This is a genomic window from Peterkaempfera bronchialis (assembly GCF_003258605.2).
GTDB lineage: Bacteria > Actinomycetota > Actinomycetes > Streptomycetales > Streptomycetaceae > Peterkaempfera > Peterkaempfera bronchialis.
In genome coordinates this window covers 4414267-4439688 of the sequence record NZ_CP031264.1, presented here as the reverse complement: position 1 = coordinate 4439688, position 25422 = coordinate 4414267, and the positions used below count along the sequence as shown (strand labels likewise).

Annotated in this window: 27 protein-coding genes; 19 read left to right on the top strand and 8 right to left on the bottom strand. The window is 73.9% G+C overall.

Annotation, left to right across the window (positions count from 1 at the left end; translation table 11 throughout):
• Positions 1–110: 110 nt before the first annotated feature.
• Positions 111–653 (top strand): hypothetical protein, encoded by a 543-nt coding sequence (locus C7M71_RS19835; protein WP_111492138.1) that lies wholly within the window; start codon positions 111–113, stop codon positions 651–653.
• On the opposite strand, the gene C7M71_RS19830 is transcribed toward C7M71_RS19835, so the two are convergent.
• A complete protein-coding gene (locus C7M71_RS19830) occupies positions 644–1645 on the bottom strand; it encodes an alpha/beta fold hydrolase (protein WP_111492139.1) in 1002 nt (333 codons plus the stop codon). The two genes, C7M71_RS19835 and C7M71_RS19830, sit on opposite strands and share 10 nt — an antisense overlap.
• Before the next feature lie 244 nt (positions 1646–1889).
• Between C7M71_RS19830 and C7M71_RS19825 the strand changes: the two genes are divergently transcribed.
• The 4 genes from C7M71_RS19825 (at position 1890) to C7M71_RS19810 (ending at position 4037) form a co-directional block, all read left to right on the top strand.
• On the top strand, positions 1890–2198 hold the full coding sequence (locus C7M71_RS19825) for a hypothetical protein (protein ID WP_322975180.1): 309 nt from the start codon (positions 1890–1892) through the stop codon (positions 2196–2198).
• A 229-nt stretch (positions 2199–2427) separates the two neighbouring features.
• Complete coding sequence (locus C7M71_RS19820) at positions 2428–3147, top strand: TetR/AcrR family transcriptional regulator (protein WP_111492140.1); 720 nt, start codon at positions 2428–2430, stop codon at positions 3145–3147.
• Between the two features lie 137 nt (positions 3148–3284).
• Positions 3285–3512, top strand: coding sequence for a DUF3107 domain-containing protein (locus tag C7M71_RS19815; RefSeq protein ID WP_111492141.1), 228 nt, complete (start codon positions 3285–3287; stop codon positions 3510–3512).
• A 354-nt stretch (positions 3513–3866) separates the two neighbouring features.
• Complete coding sequence (locus C7M71_RS19810; protein ID WP_162824309.1) at positions 3867–4037, top strand: hypothetical protein; 171 nt, start codon at positions 3867–3869, stop codon at positions 4035–4037.
• A gap of 40 nt (positions 4038–4077) precedes the next feature.
• On the opposite strand, the gene C7M71_RS19805 is transcribed toward C7M71_RS19810, so the two are convergent.
• The gene (locus C7M71_RS19805; RefSeq protein ID WP_407675993.1) at positions 4078–4803 is read right to left on the bottom strand and encodes a ferritin-like fold-containing protein; all 726 of its coding nucleotides are present in this window, start codon (positions 4801–4803) and stop codon (positions 4078–4080) included.
• A gap of 683 nt (positions 4804–5486) precedes the next feature.
• Here C7M71_RS19805 and C7M71_RS19800 point away from each other — a divergent pair.
• The 3 genes from C7M71_RS19800 (at position 5487) to C7M71_RS31080 (ending at position 8616) form a co-directional block, all read left to right on the top strand.
• Entirely contained in the window at positions 5487–7157 is a 1671-nt protein-coding gene (locus C7M71_RS19800; RefSeq protein WP_407675921.1) for a DEAD/DEAH box helicase, read from the top strand.
• 190 nt (positions 7158–7347) lie between these two features.
• The gene (locus tag C7M71_RS19795) at positions 7348–8220 is read left to right on the top strand and encodes an alpha/beta fold hydrolase (protein ID WP_111493359.1); all 873 of its coding nucleotides are present in this window, start codon (positions 7348–7350) and stop codon (positions 8218–8220) included.
• Positions 8221–8469: 249 nt separating this feature from the next.
• On the top strand, positions 8470–8616 hold the full coding sequence (locus tag C7M71_RS31080) for a hypothetical protein (RefSeq protein ID WP_175607712.1): 147 nt from the start codon (positions 8470–8472) through the stop codon (positions 8614–8616).
• 115 nt (positions 8617–8731) lie between these two features.
• Here C7M71_RS31080 and C7M71_RS19790 read toward each other — a convergent pair whose 3' ends face one another.
• Positions 8732–9991: an MFS transporter gene (locus C7M71_RS19790; protein WP_111493361.1), complete on the bottom strand. Its 1260-nt coding sequence runs from the start codon at positions 9989–9991 to the stop codon at positions 8732–8734.
• Between the two features lie 162 nt (positions 9992–10153).
• Here C7M71_RS19790 and C7M71_RS19785 point away from each other — a divergent pair, with 162 nt between their 5' ends.
• From C7M71_RS19785 to C7M71_RS19775, 3 genes are all read left to right on the top strand, one after another.
• On the top strand, positions 10154–10792 hold the full coding sequence (locus C7M71_RS19785; protein ID WP_111493363.1) for a DUF6758 family protein: 639 nt from the start codon (positions 10154–10156) through the stop codon (positions 10790–10792).
• Between the two features lie 138 nt (positions 10793–10930).
• On the top strand, positions 10931–11788 hold the full coding sequence (locus C7M71_RS19780; RefSeq protein ID WP_111493365.1) for a PHP domain-containing protein: 858 nt from the start codon (positions 10931–10933) through the stop codon (positions 11786–11788).
• 260 nt (positions 11789–12048) lie between these two features.
• Positions 12049–12663 carry a MarC family protein gene (locus C7M71_RS19775; protein ID WP_111493367.1) on the top strand — a complete coding sequence of 205 codons (615 nt, stop codon included), beginning with the start codon at positions 12049–12051 and terminating at the stop codon, positions 12661–12663.
• Between the two features lie 25 nt (positions 12664–12688).
• Here C7M71_RS19775 and C7M71_RS19770 read toward each other — a convergent pair whose 3' ends face one another.
• On the bottom strand, positions 12689–13354 hold the full coding sequence (locus C7M71_RS19770) for a suppressor of fused domain protein (RefSeq protein ID WP_111493369.1): 666 nt from the start codon (positions 13352–13354) through the stop codon (positions 12689–12691).
• Positions 13355–14002: 648 nt separating this feature from the next.
• Here C7M71_RS19770 and C7M71_RS19765 point away from each other — a divergent pair.
• From C7M71_RS19765 to C7M71_RS19755, 3 genes are all read left to right on the top strand, one after another.
• Complete coding sequence (locus C7M71_RS19765; RefSeq protein WP_111493371.1) at positions 14003–15115, top strand: magnesium and cobalt transport protein CorA; 1113 nt, start codon at positions 14003–14005, stop codon at positions 15113–15115.
• Positions 15116–15184: 69 nt separating this feature from the next.
• The gene (locus C7M71_RS19760) at positions 15185–15709 is read left to right on the top strand and encodes a SigE family RNA polymerase sigma factor (protein WP_111493373.1); all 525 of its coding nucleotides are present in this window, start codon (positions 15185–15187) and stop codon (positions 15707–15709) included.
• A complete protein-coding gene (locus tag C7M71_RS19755; protein ID WP_114914449.1) occupies positions 15706–16626 on the top strand; it encodes a hypothetical protein in 921 nt (306 codons plus the stop codon). Before C7M71_RS19760 ends, C7M71_RS19755 begins: the two co-directional genes overlap by 4 nt.
• A 46-nt stretch (positions 16627–16672) precedes the next feature.
• On the opposite strand, the gene C7M71_RS19750 is transcribed toward C7M71_RS19755, so the two are convergent.
• From C7M71_RS19750 to C7M71_RS19740, 3 genes are all read right to left on the bottom strand, one after another.
• Positions 16673–17620, bottom strand: a complete 948-nt coding sequence (locus tag C7M71_RS19750) for a DMT family transporter (protein ID WP_111494745.1) — start codon at positions 17618–17620, stop codon at positions 16673–16675.
• A gap of 103 nt (positions 17621–17723) precedes the next feature.
• A complete protein-coding gene (locus tag C7M71_RS19745) occupies positions 17724–18440 on the bottom strand; it encodes a response regulator (RefSeq protein ID WP_111494747.1) in 717 nt (238 codons plus the stop codon).
• 3 nt (positions 18441–18443) lie between these two features.
• A complete protein-coding gene (locus tag C7M71_RS19740; RefSeq protein WP_111494749.1) occupies positions 18444–19397 on the bottom strand; it encodes a HAMP domain-containing sensor histidine kinase in 954 nt (317 codons plus the stop codon).
• A 256-nt stretch (positions 19398–19653) separates the two neighbouring features.
• Between C7M71_RS19740 and C7M71_RS19735 the strand changes: the two genes are divergently transcribed.
• The 5 genes from C7M71_RS19735 to C7M71_RS19715 all read left to right on the top strand — a co-directional run bounded on the left by C7M71_RS19735 (position 19654) and on the right by C7M71_RS19715 (position 24319).
• Positions 19654–19971: a TraR/DksA family transcriptional regulator gene (locus tag C7M71_RS19735; RefSeq protein WP_111494751.1), complete on the top strand. Its 318-nt coding sequence runs from the start codon at positions 19654–19656 to the stop codon at positions 19969–19971.
• Positions 19972–20014: 43 nt separating this feature from the next.
• Positions 20015–20428: a TraR/DksA family transcriptional regulator gene (locus tag C7M71_RS19730; RefSeq protein WP_407675920.1), complete on the top strand. Its 414-nt coding sequence runs from the start codon at positions 20015–20017 to the stop codon at positions 20426–20428.
• Entirely contained in the window at positions 20425–21258 is an 834-nt protein-coding gene (locus C7M71_RS19725; protein ID WP_114914448.1) for a rod shape-determining protein, read from the top strand. The genes C7M71_RS19730 and C7M71_RS19725 overlap by 4 nt, the downstream gene beginning before the upstream one ends.
• Before the next feature lie 188 nt (positions 21259–21446).
• Positions 21447–23735 carry a protein translocase subunit SecD gene (secD, locus tag C7M71_RS19720; protein WP_111492738.1) on the top strand — a complete coding sequence of 763 codons (2289 nt, stop codon included), beginning with the start codon at positions 21447–21449 and terminating at the stop codon, positions 23733–23735.
• A 32-nt stretch (positions 23736–23767) separates the two neighbouring features.
• Positions 23768–24319 carry a hypothetical protein gene (locus tag C7M71_RS19715; RefSeq protein ID WP_111492737.1) on the top strand — a complete coding sequence of 184 codons (552 nt, stop codon included), beginning with the start codon at positions 23768–23770 and terminating at the stop codon, positions 24317–24319.
• A gap of 149 nt (positions 24320–24468) precedes the next feature.
• Here C7M71_RS19715 and C7M71_RS19710 read toward each other — a convergent pair whose 3' ends face one another.
• The gene (locus tag C7M71_RS19710; protein WP_111492736.1) at positions 24469–25200 is read right to left on the bottom strand and encodes a hypothetical protein; all 732 of its coding nucleotides are present in this window, start codon (positions 25198–25200) and stop codon (positions 24469–24471) included.
• Positions 25201–25422: the final 222 nt, after the last annotated feature.

The window sequence follows — 25422 nt, the reverse complement described above, 5'->3', positions numbered from 1 at the left end:
AAGTAAATAGTCAAAATTGATGGGCGTACCGGCACAAAAGGCACATCCTCCCGCCCGGCCCACTCGTTCGCAGGGCGAGGCACCACCCGTCCACGCCGGAGGAAGTCCCGATGCCTGCCACCCCGCACCCGGCCCGCCCCGCCCGTCTGGCACCGCTCGCCCTGCTCTGCGCGGCGCTGCTCTGCGGCTGCGTCTCCACCACCCCGCGCGACGTCCGGACCACCGACCCGGCCGGGGTCACCGCCCGCGCGACCCCCACCTGGAGCCCCGACGGTGAGGACGGCCGCCCGGTGGAGCACTACGGCGTCGCCGAGACCGGACCCGACGGCACCGACTCCTCGCGCCCCGCCCCGTCCTCGGCCGCCGCGCCCTCACCCGGCACGCCCCACCCGAGCACACCCGGCCCGAACACGCCCCGGCCGCACGCCCCGCAGCCTCATACCCCGCAGGCGCACGAACCCCAGGCGCACAAACCCCAGGCGCACGACCCGCAGCCGCACGCCCCCCAAGCGCACCACTCCGGCGGCCAACCCGGCCCGCGCACCGGCGGACGCCCCGTCGGCAAGGTCTCCGTCTGCGACCTCGGCACCCGCTACGGCCGCTGGCCGGCCGGCAGCAGCGAGGAGCGGACCTGCCACCGGATCTACGGCTGAGCGTCCGTCAGCTCACCGCGCCCAGCGGCCCGTTCCGCAGCCGATCCGGTCTCCGCCAGCAGCTCCCGGAAGGCCCGCGCCACCTGCTGCGGGTGCTCCATCATCGCCACATGCCCGGAGTCGGGCAGCACCAGCAGCCGCGCGTCCGGGAAGGCCAGGCAGGCCCGCCGGGCGCTGCGGTACGACACCAGCTTGTCCTTCAGCCCGTACACCAGCAGCACCGGCGCCTGCACCCGCTCAGCCTGCCGCCAGAGCGACTGCCCGCCCCGCTCGGTGTACGCCCGGACGATGCCGCGCGCCGAGCGGGCCAGCACATCCATGGCATACGGCAGGTCCATCCGCCGCCGGTACTCCTGCACCGCCGCCTCCCGCCGCTCCTGCGGGATCAGCGCCGGGTCGCCGTAGATCAGCTCGAAGAGCCCGGCGGTGCGCCGCTCCACGCTCTGCCCGGTGGTGAGCCGCTCGAAGAGCCGGGGCACGCCGGGCACCGCCAGCAGGCCGGTGGGCAGCGCGGTCGGCTGCGGCGGGATCTCCGGCAGCGCCGGGGAGACCAGCGTCAGGGTGCGCACCAGGTCGGGCCGGAGCGCCGCGAGCCGCACCGCGACCGCGCCGCCCAGCGAGTTGCCGAAGAGGTGCACCGGGCCCCGGTCGGCGGACTCCAGATAGGAGACGACCGCGCGCACATGCCCCGAGACGGAGAGGTCGCCGTCGTCCGGCGGCGCCGAGTGCCCGAACCCGGGCAGGTCCACGGCCTCGGCGTGGACCTCGCCGCTCAGCTCCGCCATCAGGTCGGCCCAGTTCTGGGTGGAGCCGCCCAGGCCGTGCACCAGGACGGCCGGCGGCAGCCCCGGTCGGCGCGGCTCCACCGCGCCGACCGCCAGCGTGCAGCCGGGCACGGCCACCGTGCGCAGCGGGTGTTCGGGCGCCCGGTACGGGGCCTGCTGCGGGGCCTGGTGCGGGACCGGGGGCGGGGTCTGCGGCCGGCTGGTCATGGAGACCGATGCTACGCAGCACCCCCGGGGGCGCGCGGGGCCGCCGTACGACCTCCCCTGTGCATCCCGTCACACCCCCGGCCGTCACACCCCCGGCCGTCACCCCGCTGCGCCACCCGCGCGCAGGGCCGGTCGGCCCGGTGTGCCGGTGCGGACCCCGGGGCACGCTCTCCTGTGCTCAGCCAAGAGAAGGCCGCCCCCGGCGGGCCGAGGCCCGGTGGGGCGGCCGGCACAGGGAGGCACGATGTCCGACACGACGCCGCGCGGCGCCAGCCCCCGCACCGCCCCGGGGCCCTTCCCCGACGAGGCACTCACCGGCAGGCCCGAGCCCTCCGACCCCGACGACTTCGAGGACTTCGAGGAGACGGAGGAGCCGGAGGAGGCCGAGGAACTCGATCTGGAGGCGCCCGAGGCCGACGCCCAGGAGCAGCACCGGGAGCTGCGCCCGCAGCGTGACGAACCGGACACCGGCCGCACCGGGTACGACGCCGACCCGGCCGACGCCACCGAGCAGCGGAGGGTGGTCGACCTGGACGAGGACGACTACCGCTGACCCGGCCGACGGGCGGGTTGTGGCTTTCCCACAAGGGCGAGCTGCGCTTTTCTCCGCTCCACCGTGGGCAGGAGCGGTTACCCAAAAGTAGGATGGGGACCTTGCAAGGCACCGACCGCACGGCCCCGGCCGCCGGCCGGCCGACGGAGGGCCGCAGCGCACGCGCGGCCCGCTCCTGCGGTTCCGGACGGCGTCACCGCGAGCCGTTGACCGTGATGTGAGGAGCGCCGTGACGGCCATCCAGGACACGGACGAGCGCCCGCGCCCAGGCAGCAGGAGCACTGGACGCCTTCCGCGGAGCGCCCGCCGCAACCAGCTGCTCGGCGCTGCCCAGGAGGTGTTCGTCGCCCAGGGTTACCACGCCGCTGCCATGGACGACATCGCCGAGCGCGCAGGCGTCAGCAAACCCGTGCTGTACCAGCACTTCCCCGGGAAGTTGGAGCTCTATCTGGCGCTGCTGGACAAGCACTGCGACGCCCTGGTGGAGGCGATCCGCACCGCGCTGGAGGCCACCACCGACAACAAGCAGCGGGTGGCCGCCACCACCGAGGCGTACTTCACCTATGTCGCCAGCGAGTCCGGCGCCTTCCGGCTGGTCTTCGAGTCCGACCTGACCAATGAGGACGCGGTCAAGGAGCGCGTGGAGCGCGTCACCCGGGAGACCGCGACGCTGGTCAGCAAGGTGATCGCGGAGGACACCGACCTGCCCGAGGAGGAGGCCATGCTGCTCGCCGTGGGCGTCTGCGGCATGTGCCAGGTCACCGCGCGCTACTGGCTGGCCGAGTCCGGGGAGTCCGGCGAGATCCCGCGCGACGAGGCGGTGCGGCTGGTCTCCAGCCTCTCCTGGCGCGGCCTCAAGGGGTTCCCCATGCACGGGGTGGGCCCCGCGTCCGCGAAGGAGGGCGAGCCGGGGGACGGCAGCTCTCAGCCCGCGCCGCAGGCCGACTGAGCGGTGCCGGTCGGTCCCTGCGGTCATGCACGTCGGCGGCGCCCGCCCGGTTAAGGTGGGCGCGTACGGCGCGGAGGAGCCGCGGTTCCGCCAACCCCCGCGCGAGGAACGCTGCAACCCCGGAGGGACGGGAAGCCGTGGAGGTCAAGATCGGCGTGCAGAACGCGGCTCGCGAGATCGTTCTCGAAAGCTCGCAGACTGCCGATGAGGTCGAGCGGACAGTGGCCCAGGCGCTTGAGGGCGGCCAGAAGCTGTTCACGCTGGCCGATGAGCACGGCCGCCGCGTCATCGTCCCGGCCGAGCGCCTGGCGTACGTGGAGATCGGCGAGCAGACGGTGCGCAAGGTGGGCTTCGGCACCATCTGAGGCAGGCCCGCGAAGGCCCCGCTCCCGCAGTTGCGGAAGCGGGGCCTTCGCCATGCGGGCCACGCGAGGCATGTCACGCCGCGTGAATGGGTACTGCCCTTTGTGACCCGGATTGGCGCCGTTTGCAGGGGGGCGCCTCGGCACCCGGCAGCCACGGTCGATCAGCAGCCCGTACCCAGCAGCACGTACGTACCCAGCAGCACGTACGTACCCAGCAGCACGTACAAGGAGGCGCCCCATGCTCGCGGAGACCCTCGTCCTCGCCGTGGCCGGTCTGCTCGTGGGGACGGCCGCCGTGGCGGTCCTCCCCGCGTACTTCCCCCGCCGCGCTCCCTGACGGTGCTCACCGGCGGGGTGTCCGCGCTGGTCGCCGGGCTGGTGGTACGGGCCGCCATGGGCCCCGCCCACGCCCCGCTGCGGACCGCCGTGGGCGTGGTCGCCGCCGTGCTGCTGGTCTCGGTGCTAGCCCGGCCGGACCGGGTGCGGCGCGGCCCCCGGGGGCCGCGCAGCCGGCGCACCGCCTGAGCGACTGAACGCCTGAGAGGTCCGACAGGTCCGACCGGGCTCAGGAGGCCAGGCCCAGCGCCGCCATCCGCTTGGTGTGGGCCTCGGTGATCCGGTTGAACATCTTGCCGACCTCGACCAGGTCGAAGCCGCGCACCTCGGCGCCGCCGATCAGCAGGTTGGAGAGCGCGTCCCGCTCGGCGACCACCCGCTGCGCCTGGCTGAGCGCCTCGCCCATCAGCCGCCGGCCCCAGAGGGCGAGCCGACCGCCCACCCGGGGCTCCCGGTCGATGGCGGAGCGGACCTTGGCCACCGCGAACTGCGCATGCCCGGTGTCCGCCATCACGCCGAGCACCAGGTCACGGGTGTCGTCGTCCAGCCGGACCGCGACCTCGCGGTAGAAGTCGGCGGCGATGGCGTCGCCGACGAATGCCTTGACCAGGCCCTCCAGCCAGTCCGCCGGGGCGGTCATCCGGTGGAAGGAGTCCAGCGGCTCCACAAAGGGCCGCATGGACTGCTCCGGGTCGGCGTCGACCGCCGCCAGCCGGTCGCGCAGCAGGCGGTAGTGGTGGAACTCGGCGGAGGCCATCTCGGCCAGCGCCGCCTTGTCGGCCAGGCTCGGCGCGAGCTTGGCGTCCTCGGCCAGCCGCTCGAAGGCGCTGAGCTCGCCGTAGGCCAGGGCGCCGAGCAGGTCCACCACCGCGTCGCGGTAGTGCGGGTCGGCGGAGCACTTCGCCCAGTCGCCGATCGACTCGCGCCCGGTCCCTGCGGTCTCCGCGGCCTCCACGGTCGCGCCGGTCTGCGCAGTCCCCTCGTCCGGGCCGGCCTTGCCCTCGGCCGCGGTCACCGCGGCATCGCCATGCGTGTCCATGCCTCCGCACTGTAGTGCGCGGACCTGCGGCGGAGTAGCGCGACCGGGCCCGGCCGCCGGATCCGTCCTGCACGGCCCCCTGTCCGACTGGCGCCCGGCAGGTATGGTGGTAGTGAGGCCCGCCGTGTTCACCCGATGCGAGCAATGGGTACTCAGTACGCGGATGCCCGGTCGGAGGACCGATCGGCTCCGACCAGACAACGCTTCAGTGGCCGACCGAGGGCCGTCGCGGACCGCGCCAGTGCGCCGGTCCCGCGCCGGGGCTCTTCGCGGGAATCTCCCGACGCCACGGGGCGCCGAGCCCGACAGGCCCGGTACGGCTGTCGCAGTGCACGCCCGGGGTCAGTACCTCGCGGCCTGCGGTGCGAGCTGCCCGCCGGACGCCATACGGGAGCGGCGGCGCCCCGCAGGCCGCAGGGACCGGCGCGGTTGCGCGTCCCACAGGCTGTACGGCCTGCCGGACGCCCGCCGACCTCGCTCCCGGCCACCCACACGGAAGAGGCAGCATCCTGTCCACGTTCAGAGACCTGGGGATCCTTCCCGAGACCGCCGAAGCCCTTGAGGCCGTCGGCATCACCACTCCCTTTCCCATCCAGGAGATGACCCTGCCGGTCGCGCTGACCGGCCATGATGTCATCGGCCAGGCCAAGACCGGCACCGGCAAGACCCTCGGGTTCGGCCTGCCGCTCATCGACCGGGTGGTCGTCACCGCCGATGTGGAGGCCGGCCGGCACCCCGCCGCCGAGCTCTCCGAGGCGCCGCAGGCACTGGTCGTCGTCCCCACCCGCGAGCTGTGCACGCAGGTGACCAACGACCTCCAGACCGCCGGCAAGGTGCGCAACGTCCGGGTGCTGGCCGTCTACGGCGGCCGTGCCTACGAGCCCCAGGTGGAGGCCCTGAGGAAGGGCGTCGACGTGGTCGTCGGCACCCCGGGCCGACTGCTCGACCTGGCCGGCCAGCGGAAGCTGGACCTGTCCAAGGTCCGCGCGCTGGTGCTGGACGAGGCCGACGAGATGCTCGACCTGGGCTTTCTGCCCGACGTCGAGAAGATCATCACCATGCTGCCGGCCACCCGGCAGACCATGCTCTTCTCGGCTACCATGCCGGGCCAGGTGATCAGCCTCGCCCGCCGGTACATGCGCCAGCCCACCCACATCCGGGCCACCGCGCCGGACGACGAGGGCGCCACCGTGGCCTCCGTCACCCAGCGCATCTTCCGCGCCCACTCGCTGGACAAGGTCGAGATGGTCTCGCGCATCCTCCAGGCCGACGGCCGGGGACTGGCGATGATCTTCTGCCGGACCAAGCGCACCGCCGCCGATGTCGCCGACCAGCTGACCCACCGCGGCTTCGCGGCCGGCGCGGTCCACGGCGACCTCGGCCAGGGCGCCCGCGAGCAGGCGCTGCGCGCCTTCCGCAACGGCAAGGTGGACGTGCTGGTCTGCACCGACGTCGCCGCCCGTGGCATCGACGTCGAGGGCGTCACCCATGTGATCAACTACCAGTGCCCGGAGGACGAGAAGACCTACCTCCACCGGATCGGCCGCACCGGCCGCGCCGGGGCCTCCGGCACCGCAGTGACGCTGGTCGACTGGGACGACATCCCGCGCTGGCAGCTGATCAACAAGGCGCTGGAGCTGTCCTTCAACGACCCGCAGGAGACCTACTCCACCTCCCCGCACCTCTATGAGCTGCTGGGCATCGCCGAGGGTGTCACCGGTGTGCTGCCGCGCGCCGAGCGCACCCGCGCCGGGCTGGGAGCGGAGCAGATCGAGGACCTCGGCGAGACCGGTGGACGCGGCCGCGAGCGCGGCCGGGGCAGCGACCGGGGCGGCGACCGCCCGCGCGGTGGACGTCCCGGCAAGCGCGGCTCCGACGGGCCCGCCGCCTCGGACTCCGCTCCGGAGGAGGAGCGTCCGCCCCGTACCCGCCAGCGCCGCCGCACCCGTGGCGGGATGACGGCGGACGGCACCGCCGCGCCCGAGCAGGTGGTCGAGGACGCCAAGGCCGCCGCCGAGACCGCCCCGACCGACACCCCGGCCGCCGAGGGCAGCGCGGCCCCGCGCCGCCGTCGCCGCAGCCGGGGCTCCGGCTCGGCGGGCACCGCCACGGCGGACGCCCCGACCGCCACCGCCGTAGCGGAAGCCCCGGCCAAGGCCAAGGCCGAGGCCCCGGCCGAGGCAGCGACCGAGGCCGACGCCGCCCCGCGCCGGCGTCGCCGCACCCGCCGCCCTGCGGCGGCCGGGGAGGCCGCGCCGTCCGAGGGCTGAGCACCAAGCCGTACGGGCACCCCGCGTCGCCCCCTGCCGCCGCACCCACGGCCGCAGGGGGCGACGCGCGGAACGGCCTCGGACCGCCCTGTGCGGGACACCGGGCCGGTACGGGGCATGATGACGCTCGGGACACGGGCTCTCACGACCCGTACCCGAGCCCGACCGCACCCGAGACCGGCGGAGACCGATGAGCACGCCGCCCTTTCTGACCCTTCCGCGCTGCGCCCGGGCGGTCCGCCTGGACACCACCCGCGGCACCTTCGCCGCGCTGGAGGCGCTGCCCGACGGCCCGCTGCGCGCCACCGCGCTGCTGGTGCCCGGCTTCACCGGCAGCAAGGAGGACTTCATCGCCCTCCTGGAGCCGCTCTCCGCAGCCGGCGTCCGCGTGGTGGCGGTGGACCAGCGGGGCCAGCACGAGACCGGCGGCCCGGCCGACGAGGCGGCGTACCAGCTGCCGGAGCTGGGCCTGGACGTCCTGGCGCTCACCGAGGCGGTGGCCGCCGAGAGCGGTCCGCCACATCTGCTCGGTCACTCGTTCGGCGGATATGTCGTCCGGGAAGCGGTGCTGGCGGCCGGCGAGCCCGCCCCCTGGCGCTCGCTGACGCTGCTCAGCACCGGCCCGGCCGCGATCGAGCCCAATGAAGCGGCGCGTACCAAGCTGCTGCTGGACGCCCTCACGGTGCTGGACCTGGAGGCGATCTGGCAGGTGATGAAGGAGATGGAGGAGGGCAGCGGCGACCAGGTCGAGCCGCCGGCGCCCGAGGTGGCCGCGTTTCTGCACCGGCGCTGGGTCTCCAATGTGCCGCAGTCGCTGGCGGCCATGGGCAGGCGGCTGATCGCGGAGCCGGACCGGGTACCGGAGCTGGCCGCCGCGGCCCTGCCCAAGCTGGTGCTCTCCGGTGACCGGGACTACGCCTGGCCGGTCCCCTGGCAGTCCGCGATGGCGGAGCGGCTCGGCGCCCGCCGGGTGGTCATCGAGGGCTCCGGCCACTCCCCCAACGCCGAACGCCCCGCCGAGACGGCCCGTGCGCTGCTGGATTTCTGGGCAACTTTTCGTTAGTCAGGGTAAAATTTGAGGTGTTCGGGAATCAACGCACCCAAATATTGCGTTGGCCCCCGTGAACACCTCGGCTCCATCCCTCACCCGCGCGCGTTCAGGTCGCGCTTTCCTACCTTCCGGTAGAGGATGTGCGAAACCCGGACTTAACGGACGGGCAACCGCAACGAAGCAGTAGCACGGCACCGTGACCGTGGGGGGAGCCTTGCCGGCACCATCCGCTCCTCGTGAGAGGCCAGGAAGGGAGAGCCCATGCGCTTCGAGATCATGCGACTGGACGACGCAGACGGCGTCGCGACGGACCGCCTCATCGCCGATGCCGACACCGTACGTGAGCTTGTCGAGACCGCCGCCGCCACCGGTGAGCGCCTCTACATCCGCCCGTGCCCGACCGCCTGACGGCACCCGCGCCGCAGCGGCACCGACGCCCCGCCACCGTATGCACGGTGGCGGGGCGTCCTGCGTCTGCCAGCCGGCGGGGGGACCAGACGGCGGGGGACGGGACGGGGGCGCCTCAGCGCGGCTGCCCGGCGGCCAGCTCCACCGCCAGCGGGTCATGGGCCCCCACCACCCGCTCCTCGTGCACGGCGTCGCGGCGCAGATGGGCCCGGCGCACCACGGCGATCAGCATGGCCGCGACGGCGGCCACCGCCGCCACCGTGAAGGGCGCGTGCACATCGAAGCGCTCCTCCAGCTTGGGAGCCAGGAACGGGGCGGCTGCGGCGGCGAACCAGCGGACGAAGTTGTAGCCCGCCGAGGCGACCGGCCGGGGCGCGTCGGAGATCTCCAGCGCCAGCTCGGTGTAGACGGTGTTGTTCATGCCGATGAAGGCACCGGAGGCGATGGTGGCGGCGACGGCCGCGCCGTGCGAACCGTAGCCGAGCAGCATCAGGTCGGCGGCCATCAGCACCAGCGAGGTGCCGAGCACCCGGACCGACCCGAACCGCTGCTGGAGGCGCGGGGCCACCAGCACCGAGAAGACGGCGAGCAGCACCCCCCAGGCGAAGAAGACCCCGCCGCTCCGGTACGGGCTCATGTCCAGCACAAACGGCGAGAAGGCCAGCACGGTGAAGAAGGCGTAGTTGTAGAAGAACGCGCTGGCTGCGGTGGTCGCCAGACCGCCGTGGGCCAGCGCCTTGATCGGTTCGCTGAGGCCGGTCCGCCGGGCGGGCTTGGGCTGCTCCTTGAGCAGCGCCGCGATGGCGACAAAGCCGACGGCCATCAGGGTGGCGGTGCCGAAGAAGGGGTAGCGCCAGCTGGCGTTGCCGAGCAGGGCGCCGAGCAGCGGACCGCAGGCCATGCCGAGGCCGAGCGCGGACTCATAGAGCAGGATCGCCGACTCGCTGCCGCCGCTGGCGGCGCCCACGATCACCGCCAGTGAGGTGGAGACGAAGAGCGCATTGCCGAGACCCCAGCCGGCCCGGAAGCCGACCAGCTGGCCCACCGTGTCGGAGGTGCCGGCCAGCGCGGCGAAGACGACCACCAGGGCGAGGCCGGCCAGCAGGGTCTTCCGGCCGCCGATCCGGCTGGAGACGAAGCCGGTGACCAGCATGGCGACGGCGGTGATCAGGAAGTAGCTGGTGAAGAGCAGCGACACCTGGCTCGGGGTGGCGTCCAGCCCCTTGGCGATGGAGGGCAGGATCGGGTCGACGAGCCCGATGCCCATGAAGGCGACGACGGCGGCGCCGGCCGTGGCCCAGACGGCCATCGGCTGGCGCAGGATGCCGGACTGCGCGCCGCGGTGGCCGGTGGCCGGACCTGGCTCGGTGCTCATGCGGCATTTCCCTTCCGGAGATTCTTAGCTTGGCTAATTGATGGTAACTACACCAGTTGCATAACACAACCCTCCCTGCGACACCCTCCCCGACCTGCGGAAATGACCCGGTCGGGTGATCGTCCTTGACGCGCCCCGTTCGACGGAGGACCGTTGACGGCTATGAGGGGCGAGCCCAGTTGTCCGAGGTGCGGAGGACGCGTCCGCGCCCCCGGCCTCTTCTCCGACACCTGGCAGTGCGACACCCACGGCGCCGTCCACCCCCTGCAACCGGTGGTACCGCCCAGCATCGAGGCGCTGGCCGTGGCGGTGGCGCGCTCCCAGGTGCCCGTCTGGATGCCCTGGCCGCTGCCCGTGGGGTGGCTCTACACCGGCATCGCCCATGCGGGCGACGACCTCTCGGGCGCCCGGGCCACCGCCGTGGCCTGCTCCGGGCCCGGCCCGCTGGGCGGCTTCGGCGAGCTGGTGCTGGTCGCCGAGGAGCTGGGCGTGGGTCTGGGCGCCCGGTACGCCGGGATCACCGGCCCCGACCCGGGCGACGCCATCTCCCTGGACAAGCCGCCGGACGCCAAGCTGCTGGCCGCCGGCCGCCCCACCCCGATGTGGCACCTCCCGCACACCCCGGACGACCGCGCGGTCTTCGTGGGCGAGGCGATGGGGCTCTGGATCTGGGCCGTCGCCTGGCCCGAGCGGTCCGGGATGCTGATGTACGACGAGCTGGTGCTCACCGATCTGCGGGACGCCGGGGCCGAACTGGAGCTGCTTCCCTGCGGGGCACTCTCGCCGAGGATTCTCTCCTGAATCAGGAGATTCACCTTAAGATCTTCTGCGTGTGGCGCAGATGACAGGATAAATTGCAGGTCTCGCCCGCCGATTCCTTCCGCCCTCGCGCTATCCTGGTGCCGCCCCTCCCCCGCAGCGCCCCCAGGAGCCCCCGCCGTGCGCATCGACCTGCACGCCCACAGCAACGCCTCGGACGGGACCGACTCCCCGGCGGAGCTGGTCACCGCTGCGGTACGCGCCGGGCTCGACGTGGTGGCCCTCACCGACCACGACACCGTCTCCGGGCACGCCGAGGCCGCCGCCGCGCTGCGCGCCCTGGCCCCGGGCACGCTGACGCTGGTGACCGGCGCCGAGCTGTCCTGCCGGGTCGAGGGCATCAGCATGCATCTGCTGGCCTACCTCTTCGACCCCGAGGAGCCCGACCTCGCCCGCGAACGCGAGCTGGTCCGCACCGACCGCTTCCGCCGTGGCGAGGCCGTCGTGGAGCGGTGCCGTGCGCTCGGGGCGCCGATCAGCTGGGACCAGGTACGCCGGATCGCGGGCGGCGGCGCGGTCGGCCGCCCGCATATCGCCAGCGCCCTGGTCGAGGCCGGCGTGGTGCCCACCGTCGGCGACGCCTTCACCCTGGAGTGGCTGGCCAACGGCGGCCGGGCCGATGTGCGGAAGCACGAGCTGGACCCGGTCGAGGCGGTGCGCCTGGTGCGCGCCGCCGGGGGCGTCCCGGTCTTCGCCCACCCGGGCGCCGTCAAGCGGGGCCGCACGGTGCCGGACCAGGTGATCGCCGAACTGGCGGCGGCCGGACTGGCGGGCCTGGAGGTCGACCACATGGACCACGACGAGCCGACCCGGGCCCGGCTGCGCGGCCTGGCCGCCGACCTCGGCCTGCTGGTCACCGGCTCCAGCGACTACCACGGCAGCCGCAAGACGGTGCGGCTCGGCGAGTTCACCACCGACCCGGGCGTCTACGAGGAGCTGGTGGCCCAGGCCACCGGCGCCAAGCCGCTCACCGCCTGACCGGCCCCTCACCACCCGACCCGGGCTACCCGACCCGGGCTACCCGACCCGGGCTACCCGACCCGGGCTACCCGACCCGGGCTACCCGACCCGGGCTACCCGACTCGACCCGACCCGGACCGCCCGACCCGCGCCCGCCGACCCCGGCGCGGGCCGCCGACGTGCGCCGGGGCCCTCCCCGACCGGCCCCCTCACCGACCATCAGCACACCGAGGCCCGCCCCCGGGCCCGAGCGACACGAGACCTGCGAGCAACGACCCATGGCCCTCTTCGACGTCGCGACCTTCGGGTCGCTCTTCGTCACCCTCTTCGTGATCATGGACCCGCCGGGCACCATCCCCATCTTCCTGGCCCTCACCTCCGGCCGCGCCGCCCGCACCCAGCGCCGGATGGCCTGGCAGGCCGCTGCGGTGGCCCTCGGGGTGATCACCGCGTTCGGCCTCTTCGGCCACCAGATCCTGGACTATCTGCATGTCTCGATCCCGGCGCTCCAGGTCTCCGGCGGACTGCTGCTTCTGCTGATCGCGCTGGACCTGCTCACCGGCAAGATCGAGGAGCCCACCCAGACCAAGGAGGTCAATGTCGCCCTGGTCCCGCTGGGCACCCCGCTGCTGGCCGGTCCCGGCGCCATCGTCGCCGTGATCCTGGCGGTCCAGGGTGCGCACGGCGCCGGGCAGCAGGTCGCGGTGTGGACGGCCATCGTGCTGATGCACGTGGTGATGTGGCTGACGATGCGCTACTCGCTGATCGTCATCCGGGTCATCAAGGAGGGCGGTGTGGTCCTGGTCACCCGTCTCTCCGGTCTGCTGCTCTCCGCCATCGCGGTGCAGCTGGTCGCCGACGGCGTCCTCGCCTTCGTCCGCGACGCCTCCTGACGGAGACCCGCCGGCCGACCGCGCGTCAGTCCAGCTCCACCGCGCGGCGCCGAGGGTCGCGCAGGTCGGTGGCGTGCCGCAGCCAGCGGTCCTGGAGGGCCGCCGCTCCATGGACGCGCTTGTACGCGGCCTCGTTCGGGGTCATGGGGAGCAGCGGCAGAAAGCGCACCGGGTCGGCCGGCGTGTCCAGCTCCAGGTCCGCCACCAGGCCGCCGGGCTCGGCGACCAGGACGGAGTGGAACGGGGCGCCCGCCCAGAGCGGACCGCCGACGTCCAGGGCGGCGCCCGGTGCCACGACCAGGCCCTCGACCTGCGGGGTGGCCGCCAGCACGGCCAGGGTGCGGAGCACGTCGTCCCGGCCGCCGCGCACCGAGAGCAGCAGCTCCGCGCGCGGCCCGCGCACCGGGTCGGTGACGGCCGCGGTGGGGTCGGCCATGGGCGCGGCGGCCATGCCCAGGGTGGCGTACCTCACCAGCGCGGCGTCGGCGGGGCCTCCGGCGTCTCCGGGGTCTCCGGCGCCTCCGGGTCCGAAGCGCAGCACCTCGATCCGGTCGGCACCGAGGAAGGTGACGGCGGCCCGCCCGGTCGGCTCCCCGAAGGCGGTGAGCAGCCGGGCCTCCACGGCGGCCAGCACGGCGTCGCGGGAGAGCGGATCCGGGCCGTCGGCAAAGCCTGGGTCATGGAAGGCCATACGGGCGAGGTTATCGGGCAGACTGAGGAAGGGCTTGTACGGCCGTCCTACCGCACGGCTGTCGCTTCACCTGATAGGGTGGGTCGCTGGCCCACGAAGCGGACACGCCAAAGGGACCCCTGACGGGGTCGATGCACCACGGCCTACCCGGCCGAGGAGCGGGTGAAACCAGGCGGCGGCAGTCCACGGGGCAAGGGCAGCGGCGCGCACCGCGCGCAGTGCGGGACCAGGCATTCCCCCAGCGGGGACCGGCCGAGGGAGGTGGTTGCGGGTGGATACCAGCCGACCGTGCAGTACCGGCAGCTCTCCCGTACCGGTGCCCTGCGGCCGTCTTCCTCGGATCTGAAGCCCTGACAGCAGTCGAACCCCGCGCAGCAGTGAGCCTCCGCCGGCTCCGGCTCCCCGGCGTTCCCTCCTCCCGGATCGGGAGTGCTCACGGCCTTCTGCTGCGCCCGAGGTGCCGACGCCCCGCGTGACCGGGCATGCACCACCGGACGGGAGGGCGCCGCCCCGGGTGCCATGACGATTCCTCAGATCGGCCGGCACCACCGCCAGGCGTTCACCGCCGCCGCACTCCCGGCATCCCGCTGGGGCGGGCCCCCACCGCCCCGCCGGCAGTCGACGGCCCTGCCCGTGAAGGAGCCCGCCATGTCGATGATCCGCGACCTGCGCGCCGTCGTCCGTCCGCACCGCCGCCGTGGCGTTGCCGCCTTCGACGGCACCCTTTCCGAGTCGACTCCCAGCGCAGTGGTGGACTGCGCCGTGTACTCCGCCGGCAAGCGCGTCGGCGACACCTGTTCCCCGCGCGAGGCCGCGCACCGGGTGCGGCTGGCCAATGGCGAGCAGAGCGCCGAGGGGTCCTTTGTCTGGATCGGCCTGCATGAGCCCACCGAGGCCGAGTTCGAGGGCATCGCCAAGCGGTTCGGGCTGCACCCGCTGGCCGTGGAGGACGCCGTCCATGCCCACCAGCGGCCCAAGCTGGAGCGCTACGACGATGTGCTCTTCGCCGTCTTCAAGACCATCCGCTATGTGGAGCACGGCCAGCTCACCCCCACCAGCGAGGTGGTCTCCACCGGCGAGGTGATGGTCTTCACCGGCAAGGACTTCGTCATCACCGTGCGGCATGGTGAGCACGGCTCGCTGCGCGCGCTGCGCCGCCGGCTGGAGGGGGACACGGAGCTGCTGGCCAAGGGCCCGTCGGCGGTGCTGCACGCCATCGCCGACCAGGTGGTCGACGGCTACCTCGCGGTGGTGGACGAGTTGCAGAGCGATGTCGACGAGGCGGAGTTCGAGGTCTTCGCCTCCAGGACCCGCAAGAGCTCCGACATCGGCCGGGTGTACCAGCTCAAGCGCGAGGTGCTGGAGTTCAAGCGGGCGGCCGGGCCGCTGCTGCGGCCGATGCAGCTGCTCTCGGAGCGGCCGATGCGGATGGTCGACCCGGACATCCAGAAGTACTTCCGCGATGTCGCCGACCACCTGGCCCGGGTCAATGAGCAGGTGGCCGCCTTCGACGAACTGCTGAACTCGCTGCTCCAGGCCAACCTGGCCCAGGTGTCGGTGGCGCAGAACGAGGACATGCGCAAGATCACCGCCTGGGCGGCCATCTTCGCCGTGCCGACCATGATCACCGGCGTGGAGGGGATGAACTTCCAGTTCATGCCGGAGCGGGACACCCTGTACGGCTACCCGGTGCTGATGGCCTGCACCCTGCTGGTCTGCGCCCTGATGTACCGGGGCTTCCGCCGCAACGGCTGGCTCTGACCGAGCAGTTCTGCGCACCGGGCAACGGTCCGGCACCTCCTTGGACTCCACAGGAGTGAGGAGGTGCCCATGAGAGCGCAGGACACCGAACGGGACGAGGAGTTCCACGGGTTTGTCACCGGCCGCTGGCCGCGCCTGCTGCGTACCGCGTATCTGCTGGCCGGGGACCGGCACACGGCCGAGGACCTGGTCCAGTCGGCGCTGGAGCGGGCCTATGTGGCCTGGGGTCGGGTACGGCGGGCGGACGACCCGGACGCCTATGTCCGGCGGATCCTGGTCAATGAGCACGCCCGCCGGTTCCGAAGGCGCCCGCGCGAGCAGCTGGTCACCGCCGTCCCGGACCATCCGGGACGGGACGGCTTCGCGCAGCTGGACGAGCGGGCGGCGCTGATGCACGCCCTGACGAGCCTGCCGCCTCGGCAGCGGCAGGCCGTGGTGCTGCGCTACTGGGAGGACCTGAGCGAGAGCCAGACAGCGCTGGCCATGGGCTGCTCGGTGGGCACGGTCAAGAGCCAGGCGTCGAAGGGGCTGGCGAAGCTTCGCTCCGCCCTTCCGTCGGCTGCTGTGGAGACACGCGTGGGAGGTGCGGCATGAGAGCGTTCGATGAGCGACCGGCGGCAGGGGAGGACGGGCCGGAGGCCGTGGTCGGCCGCCGACTGGCCGAGCTGGCGGTCGAGTTGGAGGTCGGCAGCCCACCGTATGAGGCGGTGCTCGGCGGCGGGCGGCGGCGCCGGGCCCGGCGCCGGCTGACGGTGGCGGGGACGGTCGCCGCAGTGGTCCTGGCGACCGCCGGCGGGGTGGCGCTGACCGGCAGCGGCGAACGGCCGCACGAGCTGCGGGTGGCCGCCTCCGGGACGGCCGGGCCGACGGCGGCCGACGGCAGCGCGCCGTCCACCCGGAGCCCGGCGGCGCCCACCCGCGACCCGCTGGAGCCCACGTCGGTGGTGCTGGCGCACGGCCGCTCCGAGGGCCGGGAGTGGAAGGCATGGGCCGCACTCTGGCCCGCCGCCCGCGACCTGGCCCAGGCGCGGCAGCAGGCCGACCTGCTCTGGGAGCGCCGCCACGCCGCCATCCCGCACCTGCCGAAACCCACCGAGGAGGATGTCCGGCTGGGCTTCCGCCCGGGCGAGGACCTGGTCGAGCTGTACCTCACGGTGGACGGCAAGCGCCTGGTGGACGACTCGGTGCACACCACATCGGCGCCGGGGGTGCTCGGCGCGGGCGCGCTGCGCACCCCTCCCCACGACGCGCTTGAGGGCACCCTGCTGGGCTTCAAGGGCGCCGAGATGGGCCGTACGCCGGTGCTGCTGGCCGGCGTCCGGCCGGATGTCGCCCGGATCAGGGTGACCTGGCGGGACGGCACCGTGGATCAGCCCGTACCGGTCACCGTGGCGGACTCGCCGATCCGCTGGTTCGCGGTGGCGAAGCGGCCCGGCACCAGCGCGGCGTCGATCAAGCTGTATGACGCCAAGAACCGGCTGCTGGCCACCGACACCGACTGGCTGGCCTGACAGGCGAGGCGGGCCCGGGGCTACAGGGGGGCACCGGGCCCGCCATTCAGCCGCGCCGGTTGGTGCGGATCACCAGCACCAGACCGGCCAGGATCAGCGCCACCGCCGGGTAGGCGGCGACCGGCGGCAGCTGGCCCAGCCAGACGGCGGCGATCAGGGCCGCGCCCGGGGTCTCCAGCAGGATCGCGGTGGAGGTGACCGAGGCGCCGAGGGTGCGCACCACCCGGTTGCTCAGCGAGTGGCCGAGCAGTTGCGCGGTCGCGGTGAGCAGCACCAGCTTCCACCAGGTCCCGGCGTCCCAGCCGCCGAGCGCCGCGCCGGAGGCCAGCGCGGCGACCAGCAGCAGCACCGCCGTGGTGGCGTAGCAGACCAGCGTGTACGCGGTGGTGGAGACCGTACGGCGGACCTCCGCGCCCAGCAGCAGATAGCCGGCCGCCGCCAGTCCGGCGGCCAGCGCCAGCGCGTCGCCGGCCAGGGCGCGCGACGAGAGCGTGAGGTCGACCCCGGTGAGGACCAGGACGCCGCTGAAGGCGATGCAGGTGCCGATCCAGACGGTCAGCGGCGCGCGTCGGCCGCGCAGCCGCATGATCAGGGTCGCCCAGAGCGGGGTGGTGGTGACCAGCGCGGTGGAGGACGCCACCGAGGTCATCCGCAGACTGGGCAGCCAGAGCGCGAAGTGCAGGGCCAGCAGGAGACCCGCGGCCAGCGTCAGCAGCAGCGCGCGGCGGCCGATCCGGCGCAGCTCGGCGCGGTGCCGCAGCAGCGCGTACGGGCCGAGCACGCCCACCGCCATGGTGTTCCGCCAGAAGGCGATGGCCAGGGCGGGGGCGGCGGTGGCGCTGATCAGCGGCGCGGAGAGGGAGATCCCGCCGACGGAGATCGCGAGCAGCAGCAGGTCCAGCGTCGGCAGCCGGTGCGGCGGCGGGCCGCCGGGTGCGGCCGGGACGGCTGCGGCTCGGCGGTCTGCTGCGGTGTCGGGCCGGACGGCGGGCACGGTGCTCCTCGGGGTGCGGGCGTGGTGGCGGGCCCTCCAAAGGTAAGGCTCGTACCGGCCGTACACCACTGTCGCCCGGGCGGTGGGGTCGGGGCGGCGAGGGTCAGGGCTCGATCAGACCGGCCCGGATGGCGTAGCGGGTGAGCTCCAGCCGGTCGCGCAGGCCGAGCTTCTGGAGCATGTTGGCCCGGTGCCGCTCGACCGTCTTGACGCTGATGAAGAGGGTCTGTGCGATGTCCTTGGAGGAGTGGCCCTCGGCGACCAGCTTGAGGATCTCCTCCTCGCGGGCGGTAAGCATCCGCTCGGGCAGGTCCTCGCCCTGCCGCACCCGGTCCAGGTAGTTGCGGATCAGGGCGGTGACCGCGCCCGGGTAGAGGAAGGACTCGCCGCGCATGGCCGCCCGGCATGCCTCCACCAGGTCCCGGTCGGCGACCGACTTCAGGACATAGCCGCAGGCCCCGGCCTTGAGCGCCTCGAAGAAGTACTGCTCGTTGTCGTACATGGTGAGCATCAGGATGCGCAGGCCGGGCTGGAGCCGGGAGAGTTCGCGGGCCGCCTGGAGTCCGGTCATCCGGGGCATGGCGACATCCAGCACGGCCAGGTCGACCGGTTGGGCGCGGGCCAGCTCGATGGCCTCGGCGCCGTCGCCGGCCTCGGCCACCACCTGGAGGTCGGGCTCCCCGTCCAGGATCAGCCGCACGCCGCGCCGGACCAGCACATGGTCGTCGGCGAGCAGGATGCGGGTCTTCCGGGGCTGCGGGGTGGTCTGCGGGGTGGTCTGGGGGGTGGTCTGGGGGGTGGTCTGGGGCGCGTTCGGCATCGGTCAGCTGCTCCTGTCGAGGGCGGGCACATGCAGGGAGACCTCGGTGCCGCCCCCATCCATGGTGCTTATGGTGAAGTCCGCGCTGACGAAGAGGGCCCGTTCCCGCATGCCGCGGATGCCGGAGCCCTCCTTGGAGCGGCCGAGACCCCGGCCGTCGTCGCGGATGCGCAGCGCCACCCCGGCGGGGGTGCGGCGCAGCGCGACCTCGGCGCCGGTGGCGTCCGCGTGGCGGGCGACATTGGTCAGGCTCTCCTGGACGACGCGGTACAGCACCAGCTCGGCCTCATTGGGCAGCGGCGGCAGGTCGGGGTCGAAGCGGCGGCGGACGTCGAGCCCGGTGTGGGTGCGGAACTCGGTGGTGAGCGCGGTGAGGGCGGCGACCAGGCCGAGGTCGTCCAGGACGCCGGGGCGCAGCCGGCGGGCGAGCCGGCGTACCTCGTCCAGGCTGGCGCGGGTGGTCTCCTGGGCGTCCCGCAGGTCCGCGCCCAGCTCCTCGGGGACCCGGTCGCCGAGCCGCTTCAGCTCCAGCAGCACCGCCGTGAGGCTCTGGCCGACCTCGTCGTGCAGCTCCCGGGCGATCCGGCGGCGCTCGGACTCCTGGGCGGAGAGCGCGCGGGCGTTGCTGTCGCCGCGCTCGGCCTCCAGCCGGTCCAGCATCTCGTTGAAGGTCCGCACCACGTCGGCGATCTCGCCACGGCCGGTCACCGGCAGCCGCTGGCCGGGCCGCAGCAGGTCGATCCTGGTCATCAGGCGGGTCAGCCGGTCCAGCGGGGCCAGTCCGATGCGCAGCAGCACGGCATTGGCGAGCAGCATGGCGACCATGCCGCCGGTGAGCACCACCGCCTCGGTGAGCACAATGGGCACCGACACCGTGACCGGCGCCCAGAGCAGCAGCGCGGTGGCCGCGGCCAGCACCACGGCGTTGAGCAGGAAGATCCGCCAGAACAGGGACACCGTCTCCGCGACCTCCTCCGGTTCTGCGATGTGGGCCCGATGTGGGTCCAGCTTGTCGCCCCGACGCACCGTACGTCGAACCGGGCCGACCGCCATACCGGCCCGCGCCCGGCCGTCCGCCGGGCCGTCCGGGTACAGCCCGCCCCCCACCCGATATGGGTGGCGGCACCGATGGTCGGAGCGGCCCCGGTCGAGGAGGGTGGAGTCACTACCTGACCGGGCCCTTCGGCCCGCCGGCGCCCATGGGAGGAAGCGGATGTCGACGGAGACCGCACGCACGTACCAGCAGAACCGCATCACCACGCACGATGCGAAGCAGTGGCTGGAGCGCGAGCGCAACACGCGGCTGGTGCAGCTCACCGCGATCGAGGAGTCCGAGCCGGACGGCTCGGACCAGCTGATGGCTGCCCAGACCACGGCGATCCGCAATGTGCTGGAGGAGATCACCGCCGCCCAGCACCGGCTGGACGAGGGCGTCTACGGCGTCTGCCAGACCTGCTCGCAGCCGATCCCGGTGGAGCGGCTGGAGATCCTGCCCTACGCCCGCTGCTGCGTCGGCTGCCTTCCGCGGTAGGCCGACCTCCCCTGCCCGCCTCTCGCCCGGAGGACGTGAAGCCGTGAGCAACGACCAGGTCACCCGCGCTGCCGAGTCCCGTCTGCCCCGCCGCACCCTGGACCGGCTGCGGGAGTCGCTGGAGGAGCAGCGCCGGTTCCGGCTGCAGCAGCTCCAGGAGTCCGCCATGGTCCCGGTCGGCATCGCCCGGTCCGGGCAGGCGATGCCGGGCGAGTCGGCGTCCGGCCCGTTGGAGTCGGGCCAGCCGGAGTCCGGTCAGCTGGAGGTCCACCACCAGCTGCTCGCCTCGGCCCGCATGGTGCTGGAGGACGTGGAAGCCGCGCTGGCCCGCATGGACACCGGCCGGTACGGCGCCTGCGAGCTGTGCGGCAAGCCCATCGCGCAGGCCCGGCTGGAGATCGTGCCGCAGGCGCGCTACTGCGTGCGGTGCCACCTGGTGCGGGAGGCCGGGCGATGATCCTCCCCGGCCTGCGGCAGGTGCTCGACGAGACGCCCTCGCCGGTGCTGGGGCTCTGCCCGGGGATCGCCATCGACCTGGGCAGCTCCCGCACCCGGGCCTGGATGCCGGGCCGGGGCGTCGTCGCGGACGTCCCCAGCGTGGCGCTCTCCCCGGACGGCCCGTGCTATCCGGTGCGGCGTGGGCGGGTGGTCGACGTCGAGCAGTGCTCCCGGATGCTCGGCCTGCTGCTGGGCCGCCACGTCAGCCGGCGGCGACGCCGGCCGCTGGTGGTGCTCTCCGGGCCGGTGCTCACCGAGCCCGCCGACCACGCCGCCGCGCTGGCCGCGCTGGAGGTGCTGGAGCCCCGGTCGGTACTGACCCTCGACAGCGTGAAGGCCGCTGCCGTGGGCTGCCCCGACGAGCCGCCCGGCGGCCGGTCGCTGCTGGTGGTCGACGTCGGCGCGCACCTCACCGAGGTGGCGGTGCTCACCGACGGGACGGTGGTGGGCGCCCGGCGGGCCGAGGTCGGCACCGCCGACCTCGGCCGCGACCGGCCCGCCGCGCTGATCGCCGACGCCGTGGCCGGCATGGTGACCCAGCTGCTGCGGGACGCCGACGCGGCGGGCACGGTCGACGCACTGGACCGGGGCCCGCTGCTGGTCGGCGGTGGCGCGCTGCGGCCGGACATCGCCTACCGCCTGGCCATGGAGCTGCGCACCAGCGTCCGCCCGGCGCCCGCACCGCACTGGGCGGCGCTGCGCGGAGCGGCCGTCGCCCTTCAGGCGGCGCGTCGGCACCCCTCGGTGAACGAAGGCGAGCCGGTGGTCTCCGCCGTGCGTGCCCAGTAGCTCCGAGAGCCGCAGACCGTCCGGGCCGGAGCCGCTCGCGGCGCCCGTCCAAGGTGTCGCAGCCAGGGCGCCCCGAGCGGCTCCCGCCCGGACTCCCGTACCCCCAGCCACCCCCTGACCGAAGCCCGCAACGGCGGGCCCGCCGTCGGCCCCGCCGGGCCGCGGCCCCCCGTTGGAGGCCCTCCCCCATGACTCGCGCCACCGCCGTACGGGCAGTGCTGGCCCTCGCCGTGCTGCTGGGGTCCGCGTTCCTGACCGTCACCAAGTCGCCCCGACTCGGCCTGGACCTGCGCGGCGGCACCCAGATCGTGCTGGAGGCCCGTGACACGGCCACCGCCAAGGCCGACCGGGACACCACCGAACGGGCCATGGAGGTGCTGCGCAAGCGCATCGACGCACTCGGCGTCGCCGAACCCACCCTCACCCAGTCCGGCGACCGCCGCATCATCGTGGAACTGCCCAGCGTGCAGGACCCGAAGCAGGCCGCCGACATCCTCGGCCGCACCGCCCAGCTCGCCTTCCACCCGGTGCTCGGCGCCACCGAACCGGGCGCCACCGCCACCCCCGGCACGCTGGTGATGGAGGACGAGTCCGGTACCGCGCTCCAGCTGGGCGCCGCCGGGCTGACCGGCAGCGGCGTCAAAGGCGCCGAGGCCCAGCTGGACTCCCAGCAGGGCCTCGGCTGGTACGTCACCGTCGACTTCCGGGGCGACGGCGGCAAGGCCTGGTCCAAGCTGACCGGCGACGCCGCCTGCCAGGCCCCGGGCGACCCCCGGCGCCGGGTGGCGATCGTGCTGGACGACAAGGTGATCTCCTCGCCGCAGGTGGACCCCAGCGTCTCCTGCAACGTCGGCATCACCGGCAGCTCCACCCAGATCACCGGCTCCTTCTCCCCCGAGGAAGCCCGCGAACTGGCCCTGCTGATCCAGGGCGGTGCGCTCCCCGTCCCGGTGGACGTCGTCGAGCAGCGCACCGTCGGCCCCACCCTGGGCGCCGCCGCCATCGCCGCCTCCACCGAGGCCGCCGTGATCGGCGTGGCCTGCACCGCGATCTTCCTGATCTGCGTCTACCGGCTCTTCGGCGCCCTGGCCGCCGTCGCCCTGGCCTCCTACGGGCTGATCTCCTACGCCGCCCTGCTGGCCCTGGGCGCCACCCTCACGCTGCCCGGCCTGGCCGGGTTCGTGCTGGCGATCGGCATGGCGGTGGACGCCAACGTCCTGGTCTTCGAACGGGCCCGGGAGGAGTACGCCGCGAGCAGGCGGCGCGGGCTGGCGGCGGCCCTCACCGCAGGCTTCCGCAACGCCTGGAGCGCCATCGCCGACTCCAACATCACCACCCTGCTCGCCGCCGGACTGCTCTTCTTCTTCGCCTCCGGACCGGTGCGCGGCTTCGGTGTCACCCTCGGCATCGGCGTGCTCGCCTCCATGGTCTCCGCGCTGGTCGTCACCCGGGCGCTCACCGATGTCGCGCTCGCCCTGGGCTGGGTACGGCGGCGGCCCGGCCTCACCGGCATCGCCGGACTCGGCAGCATCCGCACCCGGCTCACCCGGATGGGCCCGAACCTGCTGCGCCACCCCCGCCGCTGGCTGGCCATCGCCGCCGCCGTCACCGTGCTGGCCGGCAGCGGCATCGCGGTACGCGGGCTGAACCTGGACGTCGAGTTCACCGGCGGGCGGCTGGTCGAGTACACCACCAGCCGCACCATCGACGCGGAGACCGCCCGCCAGGCCGTCTCGGACGCCGGATTCCCGCGCGCCACCGTCGGCACCGCCGGCTCCGACGCCATCTCCATCCGCACCGGGCAGCTCTCCGAGGCCGACCGGACCAAGATCGAGCAGGCGCTGGAGAAGGTCGGCGGCAGCACCACCAAGCTCCGCGACGAGTTCATCGGCCCGAGCCTCGGCGCCGAACTGCGCCGGGGTGCGCTGATCGCCCTCGGGGTGGCGCTCGCCGCCCAGCTCGGCTATCTGGCGATCCGCTTCCGCTGGACCTTCGCGGCGGCCTCGGTGACGGCCATGGCCCATGACGTGGTGGTCCTGGTCGGTGTCTTCGCCTGGCTCGGCAAGCCCATCGACGGGGTCTTCCTGGCGGCGCTGCTCACCGTGATCGGCTACTCCGTCAATGACTCGGTGGTCGTCTTCGACCGGGTACGGGAGCTGTGGGCGCGGGCCCGCAAGACCCCGTTCCAGCAGATCGCCAATGACGCGGTGCTCCAGACCGTGCCGCGCACCGTGAACACCGGCCTCGGCGCGGTCTTCATCCTCACCGCGCTCGCCGTGCTCGGCGGGGACTCGCTCACCGACTTCGCCATCGCCCTGCTCATCGGCATCGTCGTGGGTACCTGGTCCTCGATGTTCACCGCGGCACCGCTCGCCGTGGAACTGGAGAGCCACCGCCCCACGCCGCCGCCCCCGGCCGCAAAGCGCTCCCCGGGCGCCGTCGGAGCGGCCCGGCACTCCAACGGCGCCCAGGTCTGACCGGGCCTCCCCGGCCCCGTACGCTGTGCCTCATGGACCGTGTGACAGCCGCACCCGCCCCGTCGGCCGAGGAGTTCTTCGACTCCGCCCTGGTGGAGGAGTCCGCGAAGAAGTCCGGACTGCTCTGGGTGGCCCCGGGCGGGCAGGGGCAGCCCCGTCCGCTCTGGCACGCCTGGCAGGACGGGGCGGTGGTGGTGGTCGGCGACGGCGCCGAGCAGCCGCTGCACGGGCTGGTCGGCGGGCAGGACGCGGTGGTGACGGTACGCAGCAAGGACAAGGGCGGGCGGCTGGTGGGCTGGTCGGCCCGGGTGGTGGAGCTGGTCCCGGGCAGTGCGGCCTGGCAGGCGGCGGTCGAGGAGCTCAAGGGCAAGCGGCTCAATGCGCCGGACACCGAGACCGTCACCGAGCGGTGGGCCCGGGAGTGCCGGGTGCTGCGGCTGGAGCCGACCGGCCCGACGGCGGAGCGGCCCGGCGCCATGCCCGACGCCTCCCAGGCCGCGACGCCGATGCCGTCCCCGGCCACCACCCGCCACCCCGTCCCGGCAGCCCTCCCCCGCCTCCTCCTCCGCCGCCGCAAGCCCTGACCCGGCCCCGGCCCCGGGCGGGAAGCCCCCCCTCACCCCTAGCCGCTGCGCGCCCCCGCACCGTAATCCAGCACCTCCTCGGCAGGCGGAGCATCCACCCACGCCCACCCCCACCCCACCCCGCCCCGGCCCCGGGCGGGAAGCCCCCCTCACCCCTCGCCGCTGCGCGCCCCCGCACCGTAGTCCAGCACCTCCTCGGCAGGCGGAGCTTTCACCGTGAACGCCTTGCCGTAGTCCGTGAGGTCCAAGGTGCCCGCGCCGCCGGGCCGCTCCACGCGGACCGGGTAGGGCGTGCCCTCCAGGGAGACCCGCAAGGTGCTGCCGCCCTCCGTGGTGACCGCCACCGTGCGCAGTCCGCCGACCTTCCGGTAGTCGCCCTTGTCGGCCGGGCCGCCCAGGTCGGTGACGCTGCCGAGCAGCGCCGCCTTGTCCGTGAAGACCGACAGCTCCTTGTACGAGGGGTCCGTGGAGTGCACCCGCACATACTTGCCCTCCAGCGTGGTCGACACGGAGGCGGCGGACGCCGACGCCGACGACGCCTCGGCGTAGAACGCGGCGTCGCCCTTCACATAGAGCTTGGACCCGACCCGCAGCAGCTCGAAGGTGCGCTGGCCGCTGACCACCTTCCCGGTGCCCCCGTCCGCCTTGAGCCGCATGTCGAGGCGGTAGCGGGCACCCGAGCTGACGACGCTGCCGGAGAGGTGCACCGAGGAGGCGCCCAGCGCGGCCTGCCGAGCCTTGGCCGCGATGGCGGCCGGGGCCTGGCGGCCGACGCCGTTGGTGTCCGCGTCCGGGTCCGGCGGCGGCTGGCTGCATCCGGCGGCGAGTGCCAGGGCCGCCGTCGCGCAGGCGGTCCCGAGGGCGGTGCTGCGCATCAGCATGGTTGTGTGTTCCTCCCGCGCAGGGGGACGGCAGCGGGCCCGAAGACCGGCCCGCCGGAGGGTAGGGGCTGGTGGAACGGCAGCAAGCTACCGCAGCACACGCGGGATACGGCAATGCGCATTCCGCTCCCGGCGGCCTGCGGACGCCCCTTCACCGGACCTGCGCACCCCGGGTGCGGGAGCACCACGGGCCCGCCCTCCGACGGGCCCGCGCCGGGGCGC

Bases quoted from the DNA above. Each gene is read 5' to 3' on its own strand.
- C7M71_RS19835 (WP_111492138.1), top strand. From the start codon at position 111: ATGCCTGCCACCCCGCACCCGGCCCGCCCCGCCCGTCTGGCACCGCTC.
- C7M71_RS19830 (WP_111492139.1), bottom strand. From the start codon at position 1,645: ATGACCAGCCGGCCGCAGACCCCGCCCCCGGTCCCGCACCAGGCCCCG.
- C7M71_RS19825 (WP_322975180.1), top strand. From the start codon at position 1,890: ATGTCCGACACGACGCCGCGCGGCGCCAGCCCCCGCACCGCCCCGGGG.
- C7M71_RS19800 (WP_407675921.1), top strand. From the start codon at position 5,487: ATGACCCTGCCGGTCGCGCTGACCGGCCATGATGTCATCGGCCAGGCC.
- C7M71_RS19795 (WP_111493359.1), top strand. From the start codon at position 7,348: ATGAGCACGCCGCCCTTTCTGACCCTTCCGCGCTGCGCCCGGGCGGTC.
- C7M71_RS31080 (WP_175607712.1), top strand. From the start codon at position 8,470: ATGCGCTTCGAGATCATGCGACTGGACGACGCAGACGGCGTCGCGACG.
- C7M71_RS19790 (WP_111493361.1), bottom strand. From the start codon at position 9,991: ATGAGCACCGAGCCAGGTCCGGCCACCGGCCACCGCGGCGCGCAGTCC.
- C7M71_RS19785 (WP_111493363.1), top strand. From the start codon at position 10,154: ATGAGGGGCGAGCCCAGTTGTCCGAGGTGCGGAGGACGCGTCCGCGCC.
- C7M71_RS19775 (WP_111493367.1), top strand. From the start codon at position 12,049: ATGGCCCTCTTCGACGTCGCGACCTTCGGGTCGCTCTTCGTCACCCTC.
- C7M71_RS19770 (WP_111493369.1), bottom strand. From the start codon at position 13,354: ATGGCCTTCCATGACCCAGGCTTTGCCGACGGCCCGGATCCGCTCTCC.
- C7M71_RS19765 (WP_111493371.1), top strand. From the start codon at position 14,003: ATGTCGATGATCCGCGACCTGCGCGCCGTCGTCCGTCCGCACCGCCGC.
- C7M71_RS19760 (WP_111493373.1), top strand. From the start codon at position 15,185: ATGAGAGCGCAGGACACCGAACGGGACGAGGAGTTCCACGGGTTTGTC.
- C7M71_RS19755 (WP_114914449.1), top strand. From the start codon at position 15,706: ATGAGAGCGTTCGATGAGCGACCGGCGGCAGGGGAGGACGGGCCGGAG.
- C7M71_RS19745 (WP_111494747.1), bottom strand. From the start codon at position 18,440: ATGCCGAACGCGCCCCAGACCACCCCCCAGACCACCCCCCAGACCACC.
- C7M71_RS19735 (WP_111494751.1), top strand. From the start codon at position 19,654: ATGTCGACGGAGACCGCACGCACGTACCAGCAGAACCGCATCACCACG.
- C7M71_RS19725 (WP_114914448.1), top strand. From the start codon at position 20,425: ATGATCCTCCCCGGCCTGCGGCAGGTGCTCGACGAGACGCCCTCGCCG.
- secD (WP_111492738.1), top strand. From the start codon at position 21,447: ATGACTCGCGCCACCGCCGTACGGGCAGTGCTGGCCCTCGCCGTGCTG.
- C7M71_RS19715 (WP_111492737.1), top strand. From the start codon at position 23,768: ATGGACCGTGTGACAGCCGCACCCGCCCCGTCGGCCGAGGAGTTCTTC.
- C7M71_RS19710 (WP_111492736.1), bottom strand. From the start codon at position 25,200: ATGCTGATGCGCAGCACCGCCCTCGGGACCGCCTGCGCGACGGCGGCC.